This window comes from Flavobacterium sp. N2550, from assembly GCF_025947265.1.
In the GTDB taxonomy this organism is placed as follows: domain Bacteria; phylum Bacteroidota; class Bacteroidia; order Flavobacteriales; family Flavobacteriaceae; genus Flavobacterium; species Flavobacterium endophyticum.
The window spans coordinates 3,465,525-3,490,333 of sequence record NZ_CP110007.1 but is presented as its reverse complement, the minus strand read 5'-3'; the positions used below and the strand labels follow the sequence as shown (position 1 = coordinate 3,490,333).

At 38.0% G+C, this 24,809-nt stretch carries 22 protein-coding genes and 1 riboswitch; of the genes, 13 read left to right on the top strand and 9 right to left on the bottom strand.

The window, feature by feature from the left end:
* Positions 1-62 precede the first annotated feature (62 nt).
* The 9 genes from guaA to mnmA all read left to right on the top strand — a co-directional run bounded on the left by guaA (position 63) and on the right by mnmA (position 10,983).
* The gene (guaA, locus tag OLM56_RS15480; protein ID WP_264527603.1) at positions 63-1,592 is read left to right on the top strand and encodes a glutamine-hydrolyzing GMP synthase; all 1,530 of its coding nucleotides are present in this window, start codon (positions 63-65) and stop codon (positions 1,590-1,592) included.
* A gap of 98 nt (positions 1,593-1,690) precedes the next feature.
* Complete coding sequence (locus OLM56_RS15475; protein ID WP_264527602.1) at positions 1,691-3,709, top strand: LysM peptidoglycan-binding domain-containing protein; 2,019 nt, start codon at positions 1,691-1,693, stop codon at positions 3,707-3,709.
* Complete coding sequence (locus tag OLM56_RS15470) at positions 3,709-4,110, top strand: OsmC family protein (RefSeq protein WP_264527601.1); 402 nt, start codon at positions 3,709-3,711, stop codon at positions 4,108-4,110. Before OLM56_RS15475 ends, OLM56_RS15470 begins: the two co-directional genes overlap by 1 nt.
* Before the next feature lie 3 nt (positions 4,111-4,113).
* Entirely contained in the window at positions 4,114-4,773 is a 660-nt protein-coding gene (locus tag OLM56_RS15465) for a hypothetical protein (protein WP_264527600.1), read from the top strand.
* On the top strand, positions 4,774-5,007 hold the full coding sequence (locus tag OLM56_RS15460) for a DUF3820 family protein (RefSeq protein ID WP_121374688.1): 234 nt from the start codon (positions 4,774-4,776) through the stop codon (positions 5,005-5,007). It begins immediately after the preceding gene.
* Between the two features lie 166 nt (positions 5,008-5,173).
* Positions 5,174-6,787 carry a CTP synthase gene (locus tag OLM56_RS15455; protein WP_264527599.1) on the top strand — a complete coding sequence of 538 codons (1,614 nt, stop codon included), beginning with the start codon at positions 5,174-5,176 and terminating at the stop codon, positions 6,785-6,787.
* Between the two features lie 70 nt (positions 6,788-6,857).
* The gene (gene yidC, locus OLM56_RS15450) at positions 6,858-8,801 is read left to right on the top strand and encodes a membrane protein insertase YidC (protein ID WP_182492316.1); all 1,944 of its coding nucleotides are present in this window, start codon (positions 6,858-6,860) and stop codon (positions 8,799-8,801) included.
* Between the two features lie 149 nt (positions 8,802-8,950).
* The gene (locus OLM56_RS15445; RefSeq protein WP_319800570.1) at positions 8,951-9,700 is read left to right on the top strand and encodes a hypothetical protein; all 750 of its coding nucleotides are present in this window, start codon (positions 8,951-8,953) and stop codon (positions 9,698-9,700) included.
* Positions 9,701-9,780: 80 nt separating this feature from the next.
* Positions 9,781-10,983: a tRNA 2-thiouridine(34) synthase MnmA gene (mnmA, locus tag OLM56_RS15440; protein WP_264529027.1), complete on the top strand. Its 1,203-nt coding sequence runs from the start codon at positions 9,781-9,783 to the stop codon at positions 10,981-10,983.
* A 161-nt stretch (positions 10,984-11,144) separates the two neighbouring features.
* Here the strand turns inward: mnmA and OLM56_RS15435 are convergent, their stop codons facing one another.
* On the bottom strand, positions 11,145-12,341 hold the full coding sequence (locus OLM56_RS15435) for a homoserine dehydrogenase (protein ID WP_264527597.1): 1,197 nt from the start codon (positions 12,339-12,341) through the stop codon (positions 11,145-11,147).
* 40 nt (positions 12,342-12,381) lie between these two features.
* A complete protein-coding gene (locus tag OLM56_RS15430) occupies positions 12,382-13,560 on the bottom strand; it encodes a trans-sulfuration enzyme family protein (RefSeq protein ID WP_264527596.1) in 1,179 nt (392 codons plus the stop codon).
* Between the two features lie 147 nt (positions 13,561-13,707).
* A riboswitch (SAM riboswitch) is annotated at positions 13,708-13,816 on the bottom strand.
* Positions 13,817-14,012: 196 nt separating this feature from the next.
* Here OLM56_RS15430 and OLM56_RS15425 point away from each other — a divergent pair.
* The 3 genes from OLM56_RS15425 to OLM56_RS15415 all read left to right on the top strand — a co-directional run bounded on the left by OLM56_RS15425 (position 14,013) and on the right by OLM56_RS15415 (position 16,978).
* Positions 14,013-14,363, top strand: a complete 351-nt coding sequence (locus tag OLM56_RS15425) for a bleomycin resistance protein (protein WP_264527595.1) — start codon at positions 14,013-14,015, stop codon at positions 14,361-14,363.
* 3 nt (positions 14,364-14,366) lie between these two features.
* On the top strand, positions 14,367-15,977 hold the full coding sequence (locus OLM56_RS15420; protein ID WP_264527594.1) for a S8 family serine peptidase: 1,611 nt from the start codon (positions 14,367-14,369) through the stop codon (positions 15,975-15,977).
* A gap of 62 nt (positions 15,978-16,039) precedes the next feature.
* Positions 16,040-16,978 (top strand): NAD(P)H-dependent flavin oxidoreductase, encoded by a 939-nt coding sequence (locus OLM56_RS15415; protein ID WP_121374679.1) that lies wholly within the window; start codon positions 16,040-16,042, stop codon positions 16,976-16,978.
* Positions 16,979-17,017: 39 nt separating this feature from the next.
* Here the strand turns inward: OLM56_RS15415 and OLM56_RS15410 are convergent, their stop codons facing one another.
* The 6 genes from OLM56_RS15410 to OLM56_RS15385 form a co-directional block, all read right to left on the bottom strand.
* Complete coding sequence (locus tag OLM56_RS15410; RefSeq protein WP_121374678.1) at positions 17,018-17,650, bottom strand: carbonic anhydrase; 633 nt, start codon at positions 17,648-17,650, stop codon at positions 17,018-17,020.
* A gap of 7 nt (positions 17,651-17,657) precedes the next feature.
* Positions 17,658-18,674, bottom strand: a complete 1,017-nt coding sequence (locus tag OLM56_RS15405) for a bestrophin family protein (protein WP_264527593.1) — start codon at positions 18,672-18,674, stop codon at positions 17,658-17,660.
* A 3-nt stretch (positions 18,675-18,677) separates the two neighbouring features.
* Positions 18,678-19,358: a potassium channel family protein gene (locus OLM56_RS15400; RefSeq protein ID WP_121374676.1), complete on the bottom strand. Its 681-nt coding sequence runs from the start codon at positions 19,356-19,358 to the stop codon at positions 18,678-18,680.
* A 96-nt stretch (positions 19,359-19,454) separates the two neighbouring features.
* Complete coding sequence (locus tag OLM56_RS15395) at positions 19,455-20,870, bottom strand: alkaline phosphatase (RefSeq protein ID WP_264527592.1); 1,416 nt, start codon at positions 20,868-20,870, stop codon at positions 19,455-19,457.
* Positions 20,871-21,039: 169 nt separating this feature from the next.
* Positions 21,040-22,260: a diaminopimelate decarboxylase gene (lysA, locus tag OLM56_RS15390; protein ID WP_264527591.1), complete on the bottom strand. Its 1,221-nt coding sequence runs from the start codon at positions 22,258-22,260 to the stop codon at positions 21,040-21,042.
* A gap of 125 nt (positions 22,261-22,385) precedes the next feature.
* Positions 22,386-22,799 carry a hypothetical protein gene (locus OLM56_RS15385; protein WP_264527590.1) on the bottom strand — a complete coding sequence of 138 codons (414 nt, stop codon included), beginning with the start codon at positions 22,797-22,799 and terminating at the stop codon, positions 22,386-22,388.
* 236 nt (positions 22,800-23,035) lie between these two features.
* On the opposite strand from OLM56_RS15385, the gene sucC reads away from it, so the two are divergent.
* Positions 23,036-24,232, top strand: a complete 1,197-nt coding sequence (gene sucC, locus OLM56_RS15380) for an ADP-forming succinate--CoA ligase subunit beta (protein ID WP_121374672.1) — start codon at positions 23,036-23,038, stop codon at positions 24,230-24,232.
* Positions 24,233-24,287: 55 nt separating this feature from the next.
* On the opposite strand, the gene OLM56_RS15375 is transcribed toward sucC, so the two are convergent.
* On the bottom strand, positions 24,288-24,809 hold the full coding sequence (locus OLM56_RS15375) for a DUF4269 domain-containing protein (protein WP_264527589.1): 522 nt from the start codon (positions 24,807-24,809) through the stop codon (positions 24,288-24,290).

The window sequence follows — 24,809 nt, the reverse complement described above, 5'->3', positions numbered from 1 at the left end:
AAAAAGATAAAAAACACAGCTACTAACAAACAACATCTTACAAGATTAACTTAATTTTGCGCATGCAACACAACGTACTTATTTTAGATTTCGGATCGCAATACACACAACTAATTGCGAGAAGGGTTCGCGAATTAAATATTTTCTGCGAAATTTTCCCATACAATCATTTTCCGAGTGATTTATCAAGTTATAAAGCCGTAATTTTATCTGGAAGCCCTTTTTCAGTAAGAGCCGAAGATGCGCCGCATCCTGATTTGTCTCAGATTCGCAGCAAGCTGCCGTTGCTAGCTGTTTGTTATGGCGCCCAATACTTAGCCCATTTTTCTGGAGGCGAAGTAGCACCGTCTAACATTCGCGAATACGGTAGAGCTAATCTTACGTTTATTAAAGACGAAGAGGCTTTCTTCGATGATGTGCATTTGAACAGCCAAGTCTGGATGAGCCATAGCGACACCATCAAAAAGATGCCGGAAAACGGAGTGAGATTGGCAAGTACCAAAGATGTAGAAAATGCTGCCTATAGAATTAATGGCGAAGAAACGTATGCAATTCAGTTCCATCCTGAAGTATACCATTCTACTGACGGGAAGCAGATTTTAGAAAACTTCTTGGTCAAAATTGCAAAAGTGCCTCAGAATTTCACGCCAAATGCTTTCGTAGAGGAAATCGTGGCGGAATTGCAAGAAAAAATAAAAGACGATAAAGTTGTTCTCGGACTTTCAGGCGGAGTTGATTCTACTGTAGCTGCAGTTTTGCTGAACAAAGCGATTGGTAAAAACCTGTACTGTATCTTCGTGAATAACGGATTGTTACGTAAAAATGAATTCCAAAATGTTCTTGAACAATACAAAGGAATGGGCTTGAACGTCAAAGGAGTTGATGCTTCGGCACGTTTTTTGGATGAATTGGCGGGTATCGATGATCCGGAAACAAAAAGAAAAACAATCGGACGCGTGTTCATTGAAGTATTTGATGACGAATCGCACCTGATAGAAGACGTGAAATGGCTGGTGCAAGGAACAATCTACCCAGACGTGATTGAGTCGGTTTCTGTAAAAGGACCATCGGCTACAATCAAGTCGCATCATAATGTGGGCGGATTGCCTGATTTTATGAAGCTGAAAGTAGTTGAGCCGCTTCGCATGCTTTTCAAAGACGAAGTAAGAAGAGTAGGAGCAACGCTCGGGATTTCGCCAGAATTGTTGGGAAGACATCCTTTTCCTGGGCCAGGATTATCCATCCGTATTTTGGGAGATATCACGCCAGAAAAAGTAAGGATTCTTCAAGAAGTAGATTATATTTTTGTAGAAGGATTAAAGTCACACGGATTGTATGACAAAGTTTGGCAGGCTGGAGCGATTCTTCTTCCTGTAAACAGCGTTGGTGTGATGGGAGACGAAAGAACGTACGAAAAGGTAGTTGCCTTGAGAGCTGTAGAGTCTACAGACGGTATGACAGCTGACTGGGTGCATCTTCCGTATGAGTTTCTAATGACAATCTCGAACGAGATCATCAATAAAGTAAAAGGCGTGAATAGAGTGGTCTACGACATCAGCTCAAAACCGCCAGCCACAATCGAGTGGGAATAAGAAATTTAAAAATTAATTAATTAAGTCGTTGCTTTTCTCTAAATTAGTAACGACTTATTAGCTTATAAAATCTAATAGCCTTAAAAAGTAAGAATAAAATGAAGCAGTTTTTTATAGTATTTGTATGGATGTTTTTAGTGTCTTTTTCAGGACAGGCACAGCAGAATGTGAAACATACGGTGTCGAGCGGAGAGACCGTGACGCAAATCGCACAAAAATATAAAGTTACTCCTTTAGATATTTATACCCTGAATCCAGATGCGAGGAATGGTCTGAAAGAAAAATCAGTTTTGCTAATTCCTTCAAAAGGAGCAGTGAAAATTCCAGTAAAAGAACAGAAAGTTGTCGAAACGCCATCGGTTCAAAAGAAAGGAAACACCCATACTGTTGCTCCAAAAGAAACTGCTTATGGATTAGCAAAGCAGTACAATGTTTCTGTGGCTGATTTAGAAAAAGCAAATCCAGAAATAAAAGACAGACTAAAAATTGGCCAAGTCTTGACAATCCCTGGAAAACAACAAGAAACGCCAAAACAAGAAACCAAGCCTTCTAAAAAAGAAGAAAGAAAAGCAGAAAAGAAAGTCGAGAAAGAAGAAAAAAAAGAGGCTAAAAACGGCGGACAAAATATCGTCCACGAAGTACAGCCTAAAGAAACAAAATACTCGATCGCAAAGAAATACGGCATTACTTTAGAAGAGCTAGAGAAGAAAAACCCAGAAGCTAAAGAAGGCTTGAAAATAGGACAAGTGCTCGTCATTAAAGGAAATGCTCCAAAAGCTGAAATAGCTGAGAAAAAATCTGAAACTCCTAAGCAAGAAACTCCAAAACAAGAAACGACAGATGCTGGTTTTGGAAAATACGAAGTAAAGCCTAAAGAAACACTTTACAGCTTGTCGAGACAGTTCGGATTGAGCCAAAACGATTTGACAGATTTGAATCCAGAATTGAAAGACGGCGTAAAAGTAGGAATGATATTAAAAGTTCCAAATACGCTGCCATTAGCAAATGCTTCTTCTAAAAACTTTACCGATTTGACCAAATCGCTTTCAACAAAAGAAAGAAAAGAATTGGTGCTGCTGTTGCCTTTCAATGTGTCAAAAATTGAAGGCGATACGACCTCTAGCGTTCAGGCACGATTGAAAAAAGACAACTTCCTTAACATGACCCTTGATTTTTATTCAGGTGCGTTAGTGGCTATCGATTCGGCAAAGACGTTGGGCTTGAATATCGACGTGAAGATTCTTGATTCGCAAGAAAACAGAAATTCATCAAGCATTTCCAGCACATTTGTACAAAATAATTTGACAAAAGCCGATGTAGTCGTAGGGCCATTTTACCAAGCTCATGCTGAAAAAACAGCCGAAATGCTTAACAAAAGCAATGTTCCTGTGATTTCTCCTTTGTCAAAAGACAGCGGAAAATTGTACAGCAATCTTTACCAATCAATGCCGACTGTTGACTATCTTAAAAGCGCCATGTTTGATTATATGAACAGTAAAAATGGTAATATAGTCGCTGTTGTAGATCCGAAAAAAGCAAGCACACGCAAATACATTTCAGACAATTACAGTAATGTGAAATTCGCAAGCTTTACAGATAAAGGCGGTTTGTCCCCAGAAAGCCTTAAGTCGCTGTTGGTGAAAAACCAGATGAACTATGTTGTGATGGAAACCGCTAGCATATGGATGATCAAATCGACTATCTCCGCTTTGCTGGCAGCACAGTCAGAATATCAATTGCAGTTAGTGATTTTGGAATCGAATGATGCTTTAGATTCGGACGAAATTTCTATAGCCAACTTGGCAAAATTAAGAATGCTGTATCCGGCAGTAACGCGTGATAATGATACGCCTGAAGCATTGATCTTTTCAAAAGTGTACAAAAAGAAAAACAATATTTTCCCTAATCAATATGCTACGCGCGGTTTTGACGTGACTTTCGATGCGATGCTCAGATTGTCACAAGAAAAAAGTTTCGAAGAAACAATTTATGATGCAGCTACAGAACAGGTCGAAAATAAATTCAATTACAATAGAAATCCATCAGGAGGCTATTCAAACAAAGGAGTGTATATCCTTTATTATGATGAAGACCTGACGGTTAAAGAAGCAAAATAATGACATCAAAAGTAACCTATTTAGGAGATTTAAGAACATCTTCAATACACCTGCAATCAGGAACTGAAATACTTTCTGACGCACCAACAGACAATCATGGAAAGGGAGAAGCTTTTTCACCGACAGATTTGCTAGCCAACGCTCTAGGGAGCTGTATGGTTTCGATAATGGCAATCAAGTCAAAAGACATGAACCTAGATTTGGTAGGCTCTACTGTTGAGGTAACGAAAATTATGCAAGCCGAACCACGAAAAATTGCCAAGATTGAAATCGTGATGAATATGTCAGTTTCAGTTGATGAAAAAGCCAAGACTATTTTGGAAAGAACAGCAATGAACTGTCCGGTTCTTTTGAGCTTGAATCCTGATATCAAAAAAGCAATCACCTTTAACTGGAAATAATCGTTGGAAAACCCTCAATTTATTACGTTTCAAAAATTCAACTTAAAAGAAGATGCCATAGAATTGGCTACCTTTTTAAGAGAAAGCCAAATTGAATACCGAATTGAAGATACTTCTTCAGGATTGGACGGCAATTTTGGAAATTCAGAATTATCAAAAGACTACCTCATAAAGCTGAAAAAAGAAGATTTCGAAAAAGCAGATGTTCTGTTATTGCAGATTTCTTCAAATTTGGTTGAGACTATAGACAGGGACCATTATCTGCACGAATTCACAGATGAAGAACTCAAAGAAATCATCGTAAAAAAAGACGAGTGGAGCCATCTTGATTTTTTGCTGGCACAGAAAATACTCAAAGAAAGAGGGCAGGAGATAATTCCCGAAGAAATAGAAAAACACAGAAAACAAAGGCTGGAAGATTTATCTAAACCCGAAGAACATCAAGGCGGTTGGATTATTGCGGGCTATTTGTTTGCCTTTTTAGGAGGCTTTCTCGGTTTTTTCATTGGATGGTTTTTAAAAACTCATAAAAAGACATTGCCTAACGGAGATCGAGTTTACAACTACACAGAATCCGATAGAAAACAAGGAAATAGGATATTAATTGTAAGTTTGTTCTTCTTCTTATTTTGGATCGGAGTCAGAATCTTTTTCTCTGAATAAATGGACGATCAGAAAAAGCTTCTTATAAAATTAGCCCACACAAAAATGCCCTTCGGCAAGTATGAAGGCTGGCATTTGATTGATCTGCCAGAGTATTATGTAGTTTGGTACAGCAACAAAGGCTTCCCGAAAGGAGAATTAGGACAGCAACTTCAATTAGTCTATGAGCTAAAATTAAACGGCCTAGAAGAACTAATCAGAAATATAAAGAAACAGTACCCAAAACCATCCTAAACAGGTTTTTTTGCTTCCCAAAAAGAGGCGTACGATTAATTACAGGTTTGCAAATCTAAAAATATAACTTCGGAGCAATCTAAGCGATGGAATTTCTAATATTCCAATTTTATTCACTACTTTTGCCACGTTTTTTTACACAACTACAACGACAAACAACAGCACAATGAATCAGACAAAATATATTTTTGTTACAGGCGGTGTGACATCTTCTTTAGGGAAAGGAATCATAGCCGCATCTTTAGCAAAATTATTACAGGCCAGAGGATACCGAACGACAATCCAGAAATTTGACCCATACATCAACGTTGACCCAGGGACATTAAATCCTTACGAACACGGAGAATGTTATGTGACAGATGATGGAGCTGAAACCGATCTAGATTTAGGACATTACGAGCGTTTTTTAAATGTCCCGACTTCGCAAGCCAACAACGTGACGACTGGAAGAGTCTATCTTTCGGTTATTGAAAAAGAGCGAAGAGGAGAATTTTTAGGCAAGACAGTACAGGTCGTTCCGCATATCACCAATGAGATCAAGGAAAGAATGCAATTGCTTGGAAGATCTGGCGACTTTGATATTGTGATTACTGAAATTGGAGGAACGGTAGGAGATATCGAATCGCTTCCTTATATTGAGTCGGTTCGCCAATTGGTTTGGGAATTAGGCGAAAATAACGGAATCGTAATTCATTTGACGTTAGTTCCGTTTTTAGCTGCTGCGGGCGAATTAAAAACTAAGCCAACACAGCACTCGGTAAAAACCTTGATGGAAAGCGGTATCAAAGCCGATATTTTAGTTTGCAGGACAGAGCACGAAATTTCAGACGAATTGCGTCAGAAACTAGCGTTGTTCTGTAACGTAAAAAGAGAAGCTGTGATTCAGTCTATCGATGCTTCTACAATCTATGACGTTCCAAACCTGATGCTGGAAGAAGGTCTTGACAAAGTAGCCTTGAAAAAATTAGACTTGCCAGAAAAAGCAACTCCAGATTTAAAACAATGGAACGAGTTCTTGCAAAAACTGAAAAATCCGAAGCATATCGTAAATATCGGTCTGGTTGGTAAATACGTAGAATTGCAAGATTCATACAAATCAATTTTAGAAGCCTTTATTCATGCAGGAGCTGCAAACGAAACGAAGGTAAATGTAGTGAGTATTCATTCAGAGTATTTAGACGAAAAAAATGCGTCTGAGAAACTGAAAGATTTAGACGGAATTCTGGTAGCGCCAGGTTTTGGAGAAAGAGGAATCGAAGGAAAAATCGAAACAGTTCGTTATGCAAGAGAAAAGAACATTCCGTTTTTCGGAATTTGTCTCGGAATGCAAATGGCTGTCATAGAATATTCAAGAAATGTTTTGGGACATAAAGATGCCAATTCAACAGAAATGAATGCCGGGACAGCACATCCGGTAATCAATCTAATGGAAGAGCAGAAAACCATTACAGATAAAGGAGGAACAATGCGTTTGGGAGCTTGGAAATGTGATATCAAGCCTGATACATTAGCCTCAAAAATTTATGGCAAAAGCCAAATCCAAGAGCGTCACCGTCACCGTTATGAATTTAACGGCGAATATTTAGAAGCTTTGGAAAATGCAGGATTAAAAGCATCGGGTGTAAACCCAGATACAGGATTAGTAGAAATCATTGAGATTGAAAGCCATCCGTTTTTTATCGGAGTGCAATACCATCCTGAATATAAAAGTACGGTCGCAAAACCACATCCGCTTTTTGTGAATTTTGTGAAAGCGACAGTAGCACATAAAAATAAATAGTAATTGAAGAAACCCTTCAAGACCGAGCATAACGCATAAATGCGGAATTAAATTAATTATTTAGAATAAAATGGAAGAAAAAAAGTTTGACCGTAATTCGATTATTGGCTTCGTGTTGATTTTTGCGCTCCTTATTGGCGTAATGTACATCAATAAACCTTCACAGGAAGAAATTGACGCAAAAGCCAAAATTGAGCAAGCAGAAAAACAAAAAGCAGCAACAACAGCAGTAAAAGAAGCCGCATTGACGGTGGCAGACACTACAGCAAAAGATTCAGTTCAATTAGAAAAACTGAAAACTTCTTTAGGCAGTTTTGCTTATGCTGCAACGCTTCCATCTGCAAAACTTGAAACCAAGACGATCGAGAATGACCTTGTAAAACTTACTTTTTCAAACAAAGGAGGTTATATCGTTGGTGCTGAAATGAAGAATTTCGAAGCTTTCAGCAAAGGTTCTGGAAAATTGGTCAAAATCATAAAAGATAACAATGCCAATCTAAATATTGAACTTAAAACGCAAGGCAATTTGGTGTTGAACACAAAAGACTTGTATTTTGAGCCTACGCTTACAAAAGAAGGCGAAAACCAAGTCTTGACGATGCGCTTGAAAGCAGGCCCAGAACAATATTTGGAATACCGCTATGTGCTGAAGCCAAAAGACTATATGCTTGATTTCTCTATCAGAACGCAAGGATTGAGCAAAGTACTTCAGACATCAAATCCACTTCCGATGGAATGGAGCCTGAAAACCTACAGAAACGAAAAAAGCGTTTCTTACGAAAACCGTTATTCTGAATTGGTATATGAATACGAAGGTGGAAAAGATGATTATTTAGGGCAATCTTCTGATAGCCAAGAAGCCAAAGAAGTTTCGTATATTGCTTTTAAACAGCACTTTTTTGCTTCGATTCTTTTGACGGATACGCCGTTTAAAGTAGCAGAACTGAAATCAGACAACTTGGTTAAAGATGTTGAAAAAGATACCATCTTCACCAAATCGTTCAAAGCAACCGTTCCTTTAGCTTTCAAAGGAGGCGAAGTCAACTATAATATGAACTGGTACTACGGGCCAGCCGATTATAAAATTTTAAACAGCTATGAGAAAAACCTTGATGAAGTAATTTCATTAGGTTGGGGAATCTTTGGTTGGATCAACCGTTGGATTTTTATTCCAGTATATGATTTCTTGAGCCTATTCTTGGCACACGGAATCGCAATCATTGTCTTCACAATTTTAGTCCGTTTGGTGATGTCACCAGTTACCTATAAGTCGTATCTGTCGCAGGCAAAAATGAAGGTTCTTCGCCCTGAAATTCAGGAATTGAATGAAAAATTCAAGAAAGATCCGATGAAGAAACAGCAAGAAACGATGAAACTGTACAATAAAGCAGGCGTCAATCCAATGGCGGGATGCCTTCCGGCTTTGATGCAGATTCCGGTATTCTATGCCTTGTTCCAGTTCTTCCCGTCGGCAATCGAGCTAAGACAAAAGAATTTCCTTTGGGCAGAAGATTTATCTTCTTTTGATGCCATATTTTCTTGGAAACAGCACATTCCTGTAATTTCCTCTTTCTATGGAAACCACATCAGTTTGTTCCCGATTTTAGCAGCAATCGCAATTTTCTTCTACATGAAAATGACGACTGGCGATCAAGCCATGAGTGCGCCTCCGCAAGAAGGTATGCCAGATATGGGCAAGATCATGAAAATGATGATTTACATTTCGCCATTAATGATGATGATTTTCTTCAACAATAACGCATCTGGATTGAGTTTGTACTACTTTATCTCAAATACGATTACGATTGGAATCATGCTGGTCATCAAAAATTACATCATCAACGATGAAAAGATCCATGCTAGAATTCAAGAGAACAAGACAAAAGAGAAGCCAAAAAGCCGTTTCCAGCAAAAAATGCAAGATATGATGGAGCAGGCCCAAGAGCAACAGAAACAAAAAAGCAAGTCTTTAGAGGATAAGAAAAAATCTTTAGAAGACAGAAAAAAGAAATAAAATTTAAAAAGCACTCATCACCGGGTGCTTTTTTAAATTCACACAGATTTATTGCGAAAGCTTCTTTAATAGTGGAAACTTGAAAGCAGAAAGCAATAAAATGGCATATTTTTAGTTAACAAGAATAATAAATCAGCTATTGCATGACTATGAAATCAATTATTATAATAGTACTCTCATTTTTATCTTTTTTTCAGTATTCCTATTCTCAGGAAACCAACAAGCTCGATGATAAAGGTCAGCGACATGGACTTTGGAAAGGAACCTATACCGAGTCTAAAAGACCGCGCTATGAAGGAACTTTTGACCACGGAAAAGAAACAGGAGTCTTTAAGTTTTTTGATGATACCAAAGAATTAAAAGTAATTGCGACGCGAGATTTTACGGCAAAAGACGGTTCTGCCTATACCACTTTTTTTGACCAAAAAGGAAATAAAGTAAGCGAAGGAAAAGAAGTCAACAAGCTCAACGAAGGCGAATGGAAATACTATCACCTTGAGTCGAAAGAAATAATGACCCTTGAAAACTATTCCAAAGGAAAGCTAAACGGTATCCGAAAAGTGTTCTACAGAAGTGGCAAGATAGCCGAAGAAGCAACATATACAAACGGAATTAAAAACGGACCATATAAAAAATACAGCGAAAAAGGCGCTGTTCTTGAAGATGCCATCTATAAAAACGGCGAATTTGACGGAGCGGTAACCTACAATGACGATGCTGGAAAAACGATAAAAGGACAATTCAAGAACGGTAAAAAGTCTGGCATTTGGAAATATTACGAAAACGGCAAACTTGTGAAAGAAGAAAATCCGAATAAAGTAAAAAAAGAAAAGTTCAAAATTGACAGCAAAAACAAAGGAGCTAGAAAATTGCCGCAAAACGCTCCGAGCAACAAATAAATTTCTCAAATACATTCATAAATTAAACAAATATAATAGAGCATAAATCATGCTCTATTTTGGCGTACTTTTGCAGCGTCATAAAATTAGAAAAAATGAAACGTGTCGTAGTTGGTCTTTCTGGAGGTGTTGATTCTAGTGTTGCTGCTTATTTATTGAAGGAGCAGGGCTATGAAGTCATTGGCCTTTTTATGAAGAACTGGCACGATGATTCTGTTACAATTTCTAACGAATGCCCTTGGCTGGAAGACAGCAATGATGCACTTTTAGTGGCAGAAAAATTAGGAATTCCTTTCCAGACAGTCGATTTAAGCGAACAATACCAAGAAAAGATCGTGGACTATATGTTCCGCGAATATGAAAAAGGAAGAACGCCTAATCCAGACGTATTGTGCAATCGCGAAATCAAGTTTGACGTCTTCATGAAAATTGCGTTAAGCTTGGGAGCCGACTATGTAGCGACTGGACATTACTGCAGAAAAGGCGAAATTGAAGTAGATGGAAAACCAGTATATCAATTGCTTGCCGGTGTCGATGGAAACAAAGACCAGTCTTACTTTTTATGCCAGCTTTCGCAAGAACAATTAGCAAAATCCTTGTTCCCGATTGGAGAGCTGACAAAACCGGAAGTTCGTGAAATCGCTGCAAAAATGGAACTGGTTACGGCAGAAAAGAAAGATTCACAAGGATTGTGTTTTATCGGAAAAGTACGCTTGCCAGAGTTTTTACAGCAAAAATTACAGCCAAAAGACGGACTGATTTTTGAAATTGAAGCCAGTCAAGATATTTATACAAAAGACAAGGCTGAGTTCGATTCTTTGCAAGAAGAACTGGCGTTCGAAGCTGCGTCTATTCCATATGCTCCAGAAATGGGGAAAGTAGTCGGAAAACATCAAGGGGCTCACTATTTTACGAAAGGACAACGCAAAGGACTAAATGTTGGAGGAACAGCTGAACCGCTTTTCATTATCGAAACCGATGTGGAAAATAATATCATTTATACCGGACAAGGAAGCCAACATCCCGGATTATTTAAAAAAGCACTCTTTGTTGAAAAATCTGAAGTACATTGGATTCGTGAAGATCTAGCCCTAAAAAATGGTGAAACCATGGAAGTAATGGCAAGAATCCGTTACCGCCAGCCGTTGCAAAAAGCGACTTTATATCAGTTTGAAAACGGTTTGTATGTTGCTTTTGAAAACCCACAGTCCGCCATTACAGAAGGACAATTTGTCTCTTGGCATTTAGGAGAAGAACTTATAGGTTCTGGAGTTATAGCATAATTTGAAATACTATCATAGATAAAAACCCGACAAGAGATTGTCGGGTTTTTTAATGAACAAAATATATAAACAAACAATTGAAATAGTATAGCTAGCTAGCTAGCATTCTTCATCTCTTAGTTGATGTCTTTTACTGCTTGGAAATAATCAGTAAAAAGGCACTAATTAGCAATTTCCAGCAAAACAAAAGATTTATCAAAACTTTCATCAAAGTGTATATTTCGTAAGCTTTCTAAGGAAATGGTTCCGGTGATATAACCCGACTCATGATTTAGATACGATTCGTCAATAGTTGAAAAATGCTTCTTTAAAGTAACTGCATCCTCAATCTGATGTCTTAAGAATACTTTCAAATTTACGTCATCAGACAAGCTTATGTTTTCCTGCTGTGCAATTTTTTTGTACTCGTACTGGTAATCATAGCTCAAAGCAGAAATATCGCTCAAGACAGCCGAAGCTGTCGGATGAGCACCCGCGCCTTTCCCAACAAAGAACTGCTCGTCTGCAAAACTGGTTTTCGTAATCACGCCATTAAAAACATCATCCACGTTAAACAAGCGATCTTCTGTATCTACGAATTTTGGAATAACAAAAGCCGAAATGTTTCCATCATTATTTTTAAAAGCTTGAGCTACAAGCTTAATCTTTAACCCTTTTTCTCGAGCATATTTTAATTCTAAACCGCCAATATTATTAATTCCTATATTCAGTAAATCCTCAGGTTTTGCAATATATCCGAAAGAATGCGCTAGCAAAATCAACAACTTGTATTTGGCATCAAAGCCGCCCGTGTCTAAAATCGGATTGCTTTCGGCAAAGCCCTTTTCCTGTGCTTGTTTCAGCGCCTCATCATACGATAGATTTTCCTTGAACGTCTTGGTAAGGATGTAATTAGTAGAACCATTCACGATGCCTTGGATGGATTCCAATAGGTCGTTATCATAGTATTCTTCTAAATTTCGGATAATCGGCATGCTCGCACAGCACGCGGCTTCATACAATAACGGGACATTGTGTTTTCGTTGCAATTCGAGCAGTTCTTCAAAATGCTCTGCAATCATTTTTTTGTTGGCAGAAACCACTGCTTTGCCGCTTTTTAAGGCTGTCGTTACAATTTCATACGCCGCATCGGCATCGTCGATTAATTCTACAATGACGTTGATTTCCGGATCATTGAAGATATCATTCTTGTCGAAAGTGAAGTTTTCTGCACCAATTTCGCGCGTTTTGTTTCTGTCTTTTACGCAGATATTCTTGATGTTTGCTTTCAGTCCAGGGGTTTTCTGTAAAACTTCATACAGTCCGAAACCGACGCATCCGAAACCAAACAATCCTATATTTAATTTTTTTCTTGACATTTTGAGTGTTATTTATATGATGATTAAAAGTAGGATGGTATTAGTTTTTATGGAATTCGATGGCAACATTTTCTTTGACTGCATTTTGGATAGCCTGTTTTAAATCGGCAATCAAATCATCGGCATCTTCCAAGCCAACAGAAAGTCGGATCAAACTGTCGGTCACGCCAGACTGGTATCTTTTTTCTGCAGGAATTGATTTATGAGTCATTTCGCATGGCAAACAACACAAGCTTTTCACGCCGCCCAAACTTTCGGCAAGCTTGAACAATTTGGTTCCCGAAACAATTCTGGAAGCCAGTTCTTTGTCATCAATCACTAAATCAAACGTTACTACGCCCCCAAAGTATTTCTGCTGACTTTTAGCAATTTCGTGGTTGTGGTGCGTTTTCAGCCCCGGATAATAAACGTTTTGGATTAGTTTTTCTGTTGTCAGGAATTCGGCAATTTTTTGCGCATTTTCAGCATGCTGTCTAATTCTCAAGTTTAAAGTCTCGATTCCTCGTATTACCAACCAGCTGTCGAAAGGCCCTAAGATAGCACCCGAAGCATTTTGGATAAACTTAATTTTACTGCCTAATTCTTCAGTTGCCGTAATAACCAAGCCTGCAATCAGGTCGCTGTGTCCTGAAATGTATTTTGTTGCACTGTGCACGATTAGGTCGGCTCCAAAATCAATTGGTTTTTGGGCAATAGGAGAGGCAAAAGTGTTATCGACACAAAATAGGATATTGTTTTCTTTTGCAATTTTTCCAATAGCACGAAGGTCAGAAATTTTCAAAGTAGGATTCGTCGGAGACTCAATCCAGATTAAGGCGGTTTTGTCTGTAATTGCTTCGGCTACATTTTTAGCATCAGTAGCATCGACATACTTTACTTTGATTCCGAATTTTTCATAAATGTGCGTAAACAGACGGAAGGCACCGCCGTAAATATCGTCAACCGCTATAATCTCATCTCCAGCCGATAATAATTTGACGACCGCATCGATAGCTGCTAGGCCGCTGGAAAAAGCGTAGCCATTAGTTCCGTTTTCTAATTTTGCGACTAAGTCTTCTAAGACTTTCCGTGTAGGATTATTGCTTCGTGCATAATCAAAACCTTTGTGGATGCCTGGTGCTTCTTGTACGAAAGTGGAAGTCTGGTAAATTGGAACTGAGATGGAACCTGTTAATTCGTCAACTGGAATGTAATTTAAGATTTGTGTCTGCTCTTTCATCTTGATACTTTTAAGATTGTTTTTAAATATTTTTTGTTTTTAAAAAAAATATTCGAAACCAGATATCGGGAGAGCAGAAATAAAAAATGCTCTTCCGATAAGTCAGAAGAGCATATAATATCTTGAAGTATTATGTACTATTTTCTAAGCTTATCTTTCCCTGCCAAAGCAAGGGTTGAATGTGGCACCTTATCCGAAAACGGACAGGTTGCCAAGACGTCATAGGGTCAATTCCCTCGGTCTTTCTGGATAAGAATAATCTTTTAAAGAACTTGAGTGCAAATTTAGAGTATAAATATTTTAAAAACCTAATAAATTTTAAAATATTTTTTATTTCGTTGATATTTAGTGTTTTATATTGCTGTCTGACTCCTGTAAATATTGGCGGCTAAAGCGTTTTATAAAATTTCATTTTTGTAAATTTGACTTTTATATCTAAAACAATAGAGGTTTTGAATTCAAAAATTGCCCAAATCATATCCCAGCTTCCATCTTTAAATTTTGAAAAATCTAAAAAATTTTACCAAGAAATTTTAGGCTGCGAACTAGCAAACGAATATGATGATCTTCTGATTTTTGTTTGGGATGGTATTGAAATTCATTTATGGAAATGCGATGATAAAATAGTTGCAGAAAACTCAAGCTGCTATATTTGCGTAAATGACATTGAGGCTGTTTTTGAGCGGTATAAGAAAGTGTTAGGCGATACAATAGCACTAAAAAATCAACCTTGGGGAATGCGCGAATTTTATATAATCGATGACAGCGGTAATCTGTTCAAGTTTGGACAACCAATACAATAATTTATGAAAAAAATTACTCTTTTACTGCTCTTGCTTTCGAGTGTGTATGCCATAGGCCAAGAAGATGCCTGGGTATATTTTACAGATAAGCCGGATGCGGCTCATTATCTTGCAAATCCTTTAGAAATGCTTTCGCAAAGAGCTTTGGATAGAAGAACGACTCAGAATATTCCGCTTGATGATAAAGATGTTCCGATTTCAGTTTCCTATATCAATCAGGTTACAGCTACGTCCGGAATTACGGTAAAAGCTAAATCCAAATGGTTGAATGCTTTGCATATCAGAGGGTCAATAACGGATATTCGTGGTCTTGAAAATTTTGCATTTGTAGATCGTGTGCAATTTGCAAATCCAGCATTGAATGGAGAGGGAAGGGCGTTGCGCCAAACCAATTCGGTTGGGGTAAAAGACTTAGAAGTTCAGGTAAATTATGGATATGGTACTTCGGGCAACCAGATCAGGATGTTAAAAGGCAATCTGCTGCACCAGCAAGATTTTACAGGAAATGGGAAGATAATTGCGGTTATGGACGCAGGATTCCCGAATGTAAATACTGCACAACCTTTCCAAAGGCTTCTAGTCAATAATAAGATTTTAGGAGGCTATGATTTTGTTACCAGAAATGCTGATTTTTATAGCGGCGGCACGCACGGAACGCAGGTACTTTCAACCATGGGAGGCTATGTTGAAAACCAATTGGTAGGAACAGCTCCCGATGCTTCTTATTATCTTTTTATCACAGAAGATATTTTGGATGAAAACCCTGTTGAAGAATCCTACTGGGTTGAAGCCGCAGAACTGGCAGATAGTTTGGGCGTAGATATAATCAATACCTCTTTAAGCTATTTCGGCTACAACAATACTGATTATAGCTATGCATATTTTAACATGAATGGCACGACGACTTTTATTTCTCGTGGAGCAGAAATTGCCTATTCTCGTGGTATGATTTGCGTAGCTTCTGCTGGAAATACAGGAGCTGGCTCAGAACCGCATATCGGTGCTCCAGCCGATGCAGAAAATGTGCTGGCTGTTGGTGCGGTAACATCAACAAAATTATATGCAAGTTTTAGCTCTATCGGGCCTTCTGCAGATTTTAGGGTCAAGCCTGATGTCATGGCTCAAGGTGAAGCAGCAGTCGTTTCCAATCAGTTAGGAAATGTTGTGTTTGCTAACGGCACTTCTTTTTCATCGCCTATTATAGCAGGAATGGTAGCTTGCTTGTGGCAGGCTTTTCCGAACAAGACGAATACAGAAATCATGCAGTTGATCAAGCAATCGGCTCATTTATACAACACGCCAAATGATCAGTTCGGATACGGAATTCCGGATTTTAATTTGGCTTTGACAAATGCTTTAGAAGTTCCTACTTTTTCTTCCAAAACATTTACCATTTATCCAAACCCAGCCACTTCAATTGTAAATTTGGCCTTTCCGAAGGAATATGAAAAAGCTCAGGTTTCTATTTATAACAATCTGGGACAAGAAATTCTGTATACGGAAATCCAAAATTCAAGACCGAGTTTTTCGGTTGAAAATTTGGTAAAAGGTATTTATTTTTATAAAATTAAAGCAGGAACCAATTACCAAACCGGAAAATTAGCCATAAAATAATTCCCTGAATTTCAAGATAGAATCAAATAAAAACCAATAAAATAATACTATAAATCATTTAAATGAATAAGATTACGCAGCTTTTCAACATACAATATCCAATCGTTCAAGGTGGCATGATTTGGAATAGCGGTTATAAATTAGCAAGTGCTGTCAGCAATGCAGGAGGATTAGGGTTGATCGGAGCCGGATCGATGTATCCAGAAGTCTTGAGAGAACACATCCAAAAATGCAAAAAAGCAACCGACAAGCCGTTTGGAGTAAACGTTCCGATGCTCTACCCGAATATCGAAGAAATCATGAATATTATTGTTGAAGAAGGCGTAAAAATAGTTTTCACTTCTGCAGGGAATCCGAAAACATGGACTAGCTTTTTAAAGGAAAAAGGAATAACGGTTGTTCATGTAGTCAGCAGTTCAAAATTTGCATTGAAAGCCCAAGAAGCTGGAGTTGATGCTGTAGTTGCCGAAGGTTTTGAAGCCGGAGGACATAACGGAAGGGAAGAAACGACAACATTAACGCTGATTCCGATGGTTCGTGAAAAAATACAGATTCCATTAATTGCGGCTGGAGGTATTGCGACAGGAAGAGGCATGCTGGCAGCTATGGTTTTAGGCGCTGATGGAGTGCAAGTTGGAAGCCGTTTTGCAGCGTCGGTTGAAAGCTCTTCACATGATGATTTTAAAAAAACTATCGTTGATTTGGAAGAAGGCGGAACGCAGGTAACGTTAAAAGAATTAGCACCAGTACGATTGATAAAAAATAAATTCTACCAAGACATCCAAGAACTTTATGCCAAATGTCCGACTCCAGATGACCTGAAAGTCTTGTTAGGAAGAGCCCGTGCCAAGAGAGGAATGTTTGAAGGCGATTTAATTGAAGGCGAATTAGAAATCGGACAAATTTCTGGCCTCATCCACGATATAAAACCGGTTAAAGAAATTATAGATACCATGGTTTCTGAATTTGAAAGTGCCAAACAAGAGGCAATTCATTTATAAAAAAAAATCCCTTTACAAAACGTAAAGGGATTTTTTTTTTTAATCGTGCCCAAGATTATAAATTTCCATGATGTTTTTCATGATATGGTCAAAATCTAGTTTTAGATCGATTAGCTTTCCAGAGTGTATGTCGAAAACCCAGCCATGAATCTGAAGCCCTCTTTCGCTATACGCTTTTTGCACTTCAGCAGTCTTGACGAGATTGATGCACTGTTCTTGTACATTTAATTCGACCAATCGGTTGTATTTTTGAGTTTCGTCTTCAATTGCGTTAAGCTCGTTCTTATGAAGGCGGTAAACGTCACGGATATTTCGCAACCACGGATTGAGCACGCCTAAATCTTCTGCCTGCATCGCTGCTTTTACACCTCCACAGAAATAATGTCCGCAGACTACCACGTGGTTTACATGCAAATAATTTACGGCATAATTTAAGACCGACATTACATTCAGGTCAATACTGATGACCATATTGGCGATGTTTCTGTGTACGAAAACTTCACCAGGAGAAACTCCCATCAAATCTTCTGCCGTAACGCGGCTATCCGAACATCCGATATACAGAATATCAGGACTTTGTCCTTTCGACAAATTTGCAAAATAGTCTGGATCTTTTTCTAATTTTTCAGCGATCCACTTTTCGTTATTTTTGAATACTTTTTCTAATTCCATAAATAGTTTACATTAAAATATTGTTGATTGGTGTTATGGCTGGAGGCAGGTCGGTTTCGTCCAGCATGTCTTTTAAATCTATTTCTATAGTTCTGCTCATTGCGGTAATCGGAACATCGTTTGCGCTTCCTTCAAAAGGATTTTCAGTGCTTTCGCCAACGCGTTCCATCGAATTGAATACCCAGCCGACGATGACGCTAAACGGAACGGTAAACCACACGCAATGTTCTCCTAATTTAGCAAATTCATTGATGAGTCCGAACGGCAGCATGATGACGAACAGTCGGATGAAAAACATATTTATGCTTGCAAATTGACGCGGATAAGGGAAGTTTTTTATGCGTTCGCATCTTCCTTGATGGTCGAATAAATCTTTTAGTCGGTCTTCTAAAGCTACGTGCTTAAATTCGCTTAAGAGTCCTTTTTCGGCGAGTTCTTTAAGGTGTTTTGATTGCAGGGTTATAATTTGGGTGGCCCTGTTTTTTTTACTTACGATATAATTCAGCTCCTCTTGGCTTAGGTATTTTTGAAGTTCTGCCTCTAGTGTGGTTTCGTATTCCAAGACTTTGTACAATTGCTGGTATTCTTTGTTGGATGGCTTGTCCATGTTTTCCCAAGCTCTTTTTTCTCTAAGTTGGAAACGCAGTGCCGTGAGCCATGCAATATGTCTGTAGATTAGTGTCTTGCGTATCGAATGAAGTTCTTCTTCAGTTGCAGGTAAAGCAGGTGAGTTTGTTATAAAATCTTTCGCCATGATTCCCCAGGTACGGCTCGTATTTACGATACTTCCGTAAATCTGCCTTGCTTCCCATAATCGGTTATACGTTTGCGTGTTTCTAAAACCTACAATAAATGCCGCTGCCGTGCCGATCATGGCAATCGGAACCCAAGGAATAGCGAGCCATTTAAATCCGAAAAAATCAAAAAGAGCAGTCGGAATAGCCGCGAGTAGAAAAATCCAATAGATGTCTCTTCGAGTCCAGATGATAAATTCTTTTAGGGAGTATTGTTTTCCTGAATGCATAATTTATTTTTTAGACGAATTTCCAGTTTCTGAAGTATACTTGCTGATCATTATTCCCACCAATACTACCGAATAAAACTGACCTGCAATTCCCAAAATAGACGTTGCCAGTTTTGCATAATGATTGGAAGGCACAATGTCTCCAAATCCGATGCTGGTAACCGTAATGCTGCAAAAATAAACAATATCGAGATATATGGTAGTGAAAGAAGTGGTATCGATACCTTTGAACGGATTTGTAGTTCCATAATAAATGGCCTGCATCGAAAAGATCCCGATTTCTATCAGCAGCAAATAGCCGCAGGCTGAAGCAGAAACGATATCAGAATTAATATAGCTCGGCTTTAGCAGATAACGCAAGACTTCAATAAAAATATAGCAGTAGAATGCGATATGCGCAATATTGATCAGCTCCATCATTAACGGAGTCGGTTTCAAGTAAATAATAGAAATAGGAAGGAAGATGATCAATGCGAGAAGAATATTCTTGAAAATGAGCTGCATTCTTGATTTTTCTGAAAAAATTCCCAAGCTAAAAATTCCTAAAATGAGCATGTTTAAAGGCCAAATAATGTTGGTGTAAAAATCCAAATCATACAACAATACTGCAATAAAAAGATGAATCAGCAACGCTGCTAATAAAAATTCATACTTTCTTTTATGTAATATCTTCGGAATATTCATCTTCTCGGCAGTTCCTAGTTTTAGTTACAACTTTATGTTAAATATAAAAAAAAGACTGCCTAAAAAGACAGTCCTTGATTTTTATTTTAATTATTCTTAAAATTTGTTTTCAACTTCAGCAGCCTGCAACATCAAATAGTGCAAATCTGTATTTTTTACGAAAGGTTTCAAAAGTTCGCTTCCCGGTCCAAACATAGCCAATTCCACATAATCTGCAGAGTGGTCCATGCTGATCCATCCAACAGAATTTGTCTTCTGTTGCATTTCAGAAAATGCTTTATACGGAAGCTTTTTGTAATTGTACAATCCGTCTTCTTTATGCAGCCCGTCGTAGTAGCTCAATACGGTTTTCGCATCTTCATCACCTAAAGTGTGCCCATTTGCCTTTTCAATGATTTCCTTTACTTCGGTAATAGAGAAGTTAGGCTTGATCTGGTTCAAGATCCATTCGTTGGTCTGCGTATACTTTTGGATGCTGTCAAAATTATCGTTAGCATCTTTTCCGTAAATGACTCCTGGATTTGCATTTCCGTGGTCAGTAGTAATAATGACTAAAGTTTCTTTGTCTTTTTCGGCAAAATCAATGGCGACTTTCACGGCTTCATCAAAAGCAATCTGGTCGTGTATCAAAGCCGCAATGTCATTGGCATGCGCCGCCCAGTCTACTTTTCCGCCTTCAATTTGGAGTACGAATCCATTTTTATGATTTTTCATGCGATCGATTGCTTTTTGTGCCATTTCGGCCAAAGTAGGAATCGTTTTCTTGAGGTTTTCATCGCTATTTCTATCCACAGAATAAGGAAGTCCATCTTCATAAAAAACACCAAGAATAGGAGAATTGTTTGAAACGTTGAACATTTCTGAACGTGTTTTTGCTACCTGGTATCCTTTTTCTTTGAAAGCGGCAAACATATCTTTTTTGTCTTTTCGTAATTCTGGCGCGAAATAATTAAGTCCGCCGCCCATCATAATGTCGAAATTTAAATCAAGGTACTGTTCGGCAATATCTTCTTGGCTGTTTCTGCTTTTACTATTCACGCAAAAACCAGCTGGAGTGGCATGAGTAATCGGAACAGTGGTTACGCATCCCGCCATTTTTCCAGATTTTTTGAATTTTTGCCAGATTGGCAAGTGCGCTTGTCCGTCAGGACCAACGTTCAATGAACCATTATTCACACGAAAACCGCCACCCCAAGACGAGCTTGCTGCTGCTGAATCTGTAACGATAGAACTGGCCGAAGCCGTATCCATCAAAGCTCTCGAAACTCTATTGTCTTTATATAATTGAATCCAATTGGAACCTTTGCCGTATTTCCTGTTTAGGAACAAATCAGCCATATTAAGAGTTCCTGTGCTCATACCATCGCTTACAAGCAAAATGATATTCTTGGCTTTCTTATTCTTGTTTACGGTTTCGAAATCCAAAACATTGGCGTTGCCTTGAAAAGGATTCAAAACCGCTGTTCCGATTGTAAATAGCGAACCGTTTCTGAAAAATTTCCTTCTATCCATCTGAAAAAATACTTCTTTGGGTTTATAAAGTTCAAATATAATGAACAATCATTTTATGCAGATTAACTATCTGTTATTTATTTTTAGAAGTTTCTAGACGCCAGAAAGCCTCAAAGCGGCAGCAATGAGGCCTTCACGCAAAATATATTTACCAAACTAATTTGGGAAACTAACTCATGGTTTTTTCAAATTCCAAAATGACCTGATTTTTGATCAAATCGTCAAAAGTTTCTCTTTCTCTGATCAAGTGTCCTTTTCCTTCGTACCAAAGGACTTCAGCGGGTTTGAATCTGGAATTGTAATTAGACGACATTGAGAAGCAGTACGCTCCTGCATTTCTAAAACATAAGATATCCCCTTCCTTGATTTCTGAAATTCTTCGGTTGTTGGCAAACGTATCTGTCTCGCATATATAACCGACAATAGAATAGAATCGCTCTTTGCCTTTAGGATTGGAAATATTCTCTATATGGTGTTGGGAACCGTATAGCATTGGGCGGATTAAGTGATTGAAACCGCTGTCTATTCCTGCGAAAACCGTAGAAGTCGTCTGTTTTACGACATTTACTTTAGCAAGAAAAAAACCGGCTTCGCTGACTAAGAATTTTCCAGGTTCGAAAGCTAATGTTAATTCGCGTCCGTATTCTTTGCAGAAAGCATTAAACCTTTTGGTCAGTTTTTTGCCTAATTCTTCGATGTTGGTTTCGATATCGTCTTTTTTGTAAGGTACTTTAAAGCCACTTCCGAAATCAAGAAAATCCAGATTGCTGAAATGTTTTGCCGTCTCAAAAAGAATTTCTGCAGCGTATAAGAAGACTTCGATATCCAAAATATCAGAGCCTGTATGCATGTGGATTCCATTGATGTGCATGCCTGTATTTTCTACAATTCTCAAGATATGCGGCATCTGGTGTACAGAGATTCCGAACTTGCTGTCGATGTGACCTACCGAAATGTTGGCATTTCCACCAGCCATGACGTGCGGATTGATTCGAATACAGACAGGAATTGAAGGGTATTTTGTTCCGAAATGTTCTAATATAGATAAGTTGTCAATATTGATTTGTACGCCAAGATGCGCTACTTCTTCAATCTCTTCAAAAGAAACGCCGTTTGGCGTATAGATTATTTTTTCTGGCGAAAATCCAGCCAATAATCCTAATTGGACTTCTTGGATAGAAACGGTGTCTAATCCAGAGTCCATTTCTTTCAAAAGTTTTAGGACGGAAACATTGGATAAGGCCTTTACGGCATAATTTATTCGCAGGCTTTCTACTTTGGAGAAAGCATTTGTGAGTCTTGTGTATTGAGATTGGATTTTTGCAGCATCATAAACATAGAGCGGACTTCCAAATTCTTCTGCCAGATGCAATAAATCTTTGGTTTGCATAACTTTAAATTTCTTTCTGCAAAGCTATAACTCCATTTCTTTTTATGCAAAATAGATAACTGAAAATAACAAAAAACAACAATTAGTTATGAATACAACTTATTTTTGCTAATAAACGATATTTCCTAACGAATAAGTTTGATGATAATTCCATCCGCTTCACCTTGGTTAATCTGCAAAGTGGTAGTTGTCATAGAATAACAGCCGTAATTTGTTCCGTCTAAGACTAAAGTCTGGTTGCATAGTTCAGGCGTGGCATCATTGCCTTCGATAGAATAAGTATAAGTGCCAGATTCTAACACATCTTGCTTGGTTTCATTAGTATTGTTATTTACGACTGTAAACGTATGGTTTGAAGTATTAAAATTCCATTTGATGATTCCAGGCACAAATAGGTGTCTTATGCCAGCGATAGTGCCATTCACTTCTATCAATTTCCATTCACCGCTTAATGTAATATCATTTCGATTATCGTCGTCACCATTGCAGCCGAGCACTATCAATAGTGCAAATAAACTTAAGAGTTTAAGATTTTTCATGATTATTTGTTTTGATTAGTGTCCTATTTGTTTTTTGATATATACTAAAGATGTTAAAATAGTAAAAAGGTTGCTTCTGGAAGAAGATTTTTAACTGCAAAAAGAAGATTTGAAAAATCTAAAAAGGCTCAGCAGAAATCACTTGTCAAGCATCAAATAAAAAAGATAATTCCTTTCGCTGATTAGATGGAATTTGCTATTTTTGTGGCACTTTTAAAAAGTCAAAAAACTTTAATATGGATATACACGAATACCAAGGAAAAGAGATATTAGCCAGTTATGGCGTGAAAGTTCAACGTGGTTATGTTGCTAACAACCCGCAAGAAGCTGTAGCAGTTGCAAAACAATTGACAGCTGAAACAGGAACGGGATGGCACGTTATCAAAGCTCAAGTTCACGCAGGTGGAAGAGGAAAAGGCGGTGGTGTGAAATTGGCTAAAAACTTGCAACAAGTTGAAGAATTGGCAGAACAAATCATCGGAATGCAGTTGATTACGCCACAAACTTCTGCTGAAGGAAAAAAAGTACACAAAGTTTTGGTTGCTGAGGATGTTTACTATCCAGGCGAAAGCGAAACTTCAGAATTCTATATGTCAGTTTTGTTAAACAGAGGAAAAGGACGCAACATGATCATGTATTCTACAGAAGGTGGAATGGATATCGAAGAAGTTGCCGAAAAAACACCTCATTTGATTTTTACTGAAGAAATCGATCCTAATGTTGGATTGCAAGCTTTCCAAGCGAGAAGAATTGCTTTCAACCTTGGACTTTCAGGAAATGCTTTCAAAGAAATGGTTCAGTTCGTTGACTCTTTGTATAAAGCATATATCGGTTCTGATTCTTCAATGTTCGAAATCAATCCAGTATTAAAAACATCTGACAACAAAATTATTGCTGTAGATGCGAAAGTAAATCTTGACGATAACGCATTGTACAGACACCCAGCTTTAGCTGAAATGCGTGATGTTCGCGAAGAAAACCCAATCGAAGTTGAAGCAAAAGCTGCAGGCTTGAATTATGTGGATCTTGACGGAACTGTAGGCTGTATGGTTAACGGTGCTGGTCTTGCAATGGCAACGATGGACTTGATTAAATATGCAGGTTTTGAGCCAGCTAACTTCCTTGATGTTGGTGGAACAGCTGATGCAAAACGTGTAGAATTGGCTTTCAGAATCATCTTGAAAGATCCTAACGTAAAAGCAATCTTGATCAATATTTTTGGTGGTATCGTTCGTTGTGACCGTGTGGCGCAAGGTGTTATCGATGCTTACAAAAATATGGGAGACAGCATAAAAGTGCCGATTATTGTTCGTTTGCAAGGTACTAACGCAGAACTTGCTAAAGAAATGATTGACAACTCTGGAATGCCAATCTTGTCTGCAGTACAATTCCAAGAAGCAGCTGACCAAGTGAAAGCAGCTTTGAGCAAATAATAAAAGAATATATTCTATAAAAAAATCCTAGTCGAAAGATTAGGATTTTTTGTTTTTATTCAAGTTCCAGAAGTGCTTCGTAAGGATTTCCTTCTAAGCCTAAAAGTTCGGCAAAGGCAGGCTCTGTCTTATAACCTTGGTCTTTGAGCGCTATTATTTTTTTTCGGAATTGTTTGCCTTCTTGTTCTAAAATTTTATTTTCGATGAGCATGTGGCGATAGCCATATTGCTCTATCACAGGAATATTCTGTCCGAAGATTTCAATCTCAAAATTGTCTATAAAGAAACTGGCAATAATTGTTTCTCTGTTAGAAATTAAAGTTTCGGTAATTTCAAAATCAATTTCATTTCCGAAAGCTTGCGTGACTTGAGCTGTAAAATACTTTTTATCATTCCAATAACAGGCAATGTCTAAATCGCTAGAAGCAATGTCGATATTGATAGGAATGGTCCCGACTAAGACAGGAGAAAATTCAGAAAGTTTTTCAAAAACTGCTTGCTTTGTCAAGACTTCAAAGGCTTGCTGTTGTCTTTTGTTTCCTGATTTGAGATAGTCTAAGGTCAGAAAATCAATCAA